This is a genomic window from Streptomyces fuscigenes (genome assembly GCF_021556455.1).
In the GTDB taxonomy this organism is placed as follows: Bacteria; Actinomycetota; Actinomycetes; order Streptomycetales; family Streptomycetaceae; genus Streptomyces; species Streptomyces fuscigenes.
Map to the genome: position 1 here is coordinate 1 of NZ_JAKGCV010000626.1, position 2,469 is coordinate 2,469.

A 2,469-nucleotide genomic window follows, 5' to 3' on the forward strand; every position below is an offset into this window, starting at 1 on the left:
CGTGCGGGCCGCCCGCCGGTCCTCGCCGGCCGCCCACCGGCCGCCCGCCGCCGGGCAGCGGGGGCCCGGCCCGCGGGCGACTAGGCTGGGACGCTGATCCATCCCCTTGTGCAGGTTGTTCAGGAGTGAAATGGCCGTCAATCTGGTCAATGTCGAGTCGGTCACCAAGGTGTACGGCACCCGTGCCCTGCTCGACGGCGTCTCCCTCGGCGTCTCCGAGGGCGACCGGATCGGCGTCGTCGGCCGCAACGGAGACGGCAAGACCACCCTCATCCGGCTGCTGACGAAGCTGGAGGAGGCCGACACCGGCCGGGTCACGCACAGCGGCGGCCTGCGCCTCGGCGTCCTGACCCAGCACGACTCCCTCGACCCGTCGGCCACCGTCCGCCACGAGGTCATCGGGGACCTCGCCGACCACGAGTGGGCGGGCAACGCCAAGATCCGCGACGTGCTCACCGGCCTGTTCGGCGGCCTGGACCTGCCGGGCTTCCCCCAGGGCCTCGACACCGTGATCGCCCCGCTCTCCGGCGGCGAGCGCCGCCGGATCGCGCTCGCGAAGCTGCTGATCTCCGAGCAGGACCTGCTCGTCCTCGACGAACCGACCAACCACCTCGACGTCGAGGGCATCTCCTGGCTCGCCGGGCACCTGCGGACCCGCCGCTCGGCGCTCGTCTGCGTGACCCACGACCGCTGGTTCCTCGACCAGGTCTGCACGCGCATGTGGGACGTGCAGCGCGGCGACGTCTACGAGTACGAGGGCGGTTACACCGACTACGTCTTCGCCCGCGCCGAGCGCGAGCGCATCGCCGCGACCGAGGAGGTCAAGCGGCGCAACCTGGTCCGCAAGGAGCTGGCCTGGCTGCGCCGCGGCGCGCCCGCCCGCACCTCGAAGCCCCGCTTCCGCATCGAGGCCGCCAACGAGCTGATCGCCGACGTCCCGCCGCCCCGCGACAGCTCCGAGCTGATGCGCTTCGCCGCGACGCGGCTCGGCAAGACCGTGTTCGACCTGGAGGACGTGACGGTCCAGGCCGGCGAGAAGACCCTCCTCACGCACCTGACGTGGCAGCTCGGCCCCGGTGACCGCATCGGACTCGTCGGCGTCAACGGCGCCGGCAAGACGTCCCTGCTGCGGGCCCTCGCGGAAGCGGTGCGCAGCGACGGGGAGGTGCAGCCGGCGGCCGGAACGATCAAGGCAGGCCGCACCGTCCGGCTCGCGTACCTCTCCCAGGACGTGGCCGAACTGCCGCCCGCGCTGCGGGTCCTGGAGGCCGTCCAGCAGGTGCGCGAACGCGTCGACCTCGGCAAGGGCCGCGAGTTGACGGCGGGGCAGCTGTGCGAGCAGTTCGGCTTCTCCAAGGAGAAGCAGTGGACCCCGGTGGGCGACCTCTCCGGCGGCGAGCGCCGCCGCCTGCAGATCCTGCGCCTGCTCATGGACGAGCCCAACGTCCTGTTCCTCGACGAGCCGACGAACGACCTCGACATCGAGACCCTCACGCAGCTGGAGGACCTCCTCGACGGCTGGCCCGGCTCGCTCGTCGTCATCTCCCACGACCGGTTCTTCGTCGAGCGGACCACCGACCGCGTGATGGCCCTCCTCGGCGACCGCTCCCTGCGGATGCTGCCGCGCGGCATCGACGAGTACCTGGAGCGCCGCCACCGCATGGAGGAGGCGCGCCTCGCCGAACGCGCCCCGGCCGCCGCCGCGGCGGAGGCCGCCGCGAAGCCCGCCGGCGCCGTCTCGGCGAAGGACAGCCGCGCCGCGAAGAAGGAACTCCAGCGCGTGGAGCGTCAGCTCGACAAGGCCTCCGCCCGGGAGGCCGACCTCCACCAGCAGATCGCCGACAGTGCCACGGACTACGAGAAGGTCGCCAAGCTCGACGCCGAGCTGCGTGAACTGGTCAACGACCGGGAGCAGTTGGAGACGCGCTGGCTGGAGCTCGCCGAGGACGCGCAGTAGCGGGTCGTCACCACCGGCCCCGAGCACGCCCGACGGGCCCCGCCCCGCGCACCGGCCCGCCGCGAGGCCCGCGCCCGGGCCGGGGCCCGTTCCGCGGCGGCGCACCCGAGCCCCGGGCCTCCCGCCACACCCCCCGGGCCTGTCGCCACGGCCCCGTGAAGGCGTAACGCCGCCATTACAGGCCGGTTCTCCCTTGGGAACAGGGCGGGACGCGGCGGGACCGCGGCGCGGGCCCCGGTGGTAGAAAGAAAGCCCGCTCGCAGCTCCACGGAGCGGAACTCCCGCCTCTGCCCCCACCGGACTCCGCTCCGGGCCCGGGGCCCGACGGGGCGGGCCGTGCACACAGGGGGACTTACGCCGATGACTCAGCCGCCCGGCCAGCAACCACCGCGGAACGAGCCGCCGAGCGAAGGGGAGGACGAGCCGCGGGACGCAGCGCCCGGCGCGCAGTCCGCCCCGCCGCCCGCGGCCACTCCGCCCGCGCCTCAGGCCCCGCCGTCCGCGGCCACGCC

The 2,469-nt window shown here is 74.0% G+C and carries 1 protein-coding gene; it reads left to right on the forward strand.

Translation table 11 applies throughout. The features are described from left to right. Window positions 1-130 precede the first annotated feature (130 nt). Window positions 131-1,957: an ABC-F family ATP-binding cassette domain-containing protein gene (locus L1885_RS27095; protein WP_235799796.1), complete on the forward strand. Its 1,827-nt coding sequence runs from the start codon at window positions 131-133 to the stop codon at window positions 1,955-1,957. Window positions 1,958-2,469 lie beyond the last annotated feature (512 nt).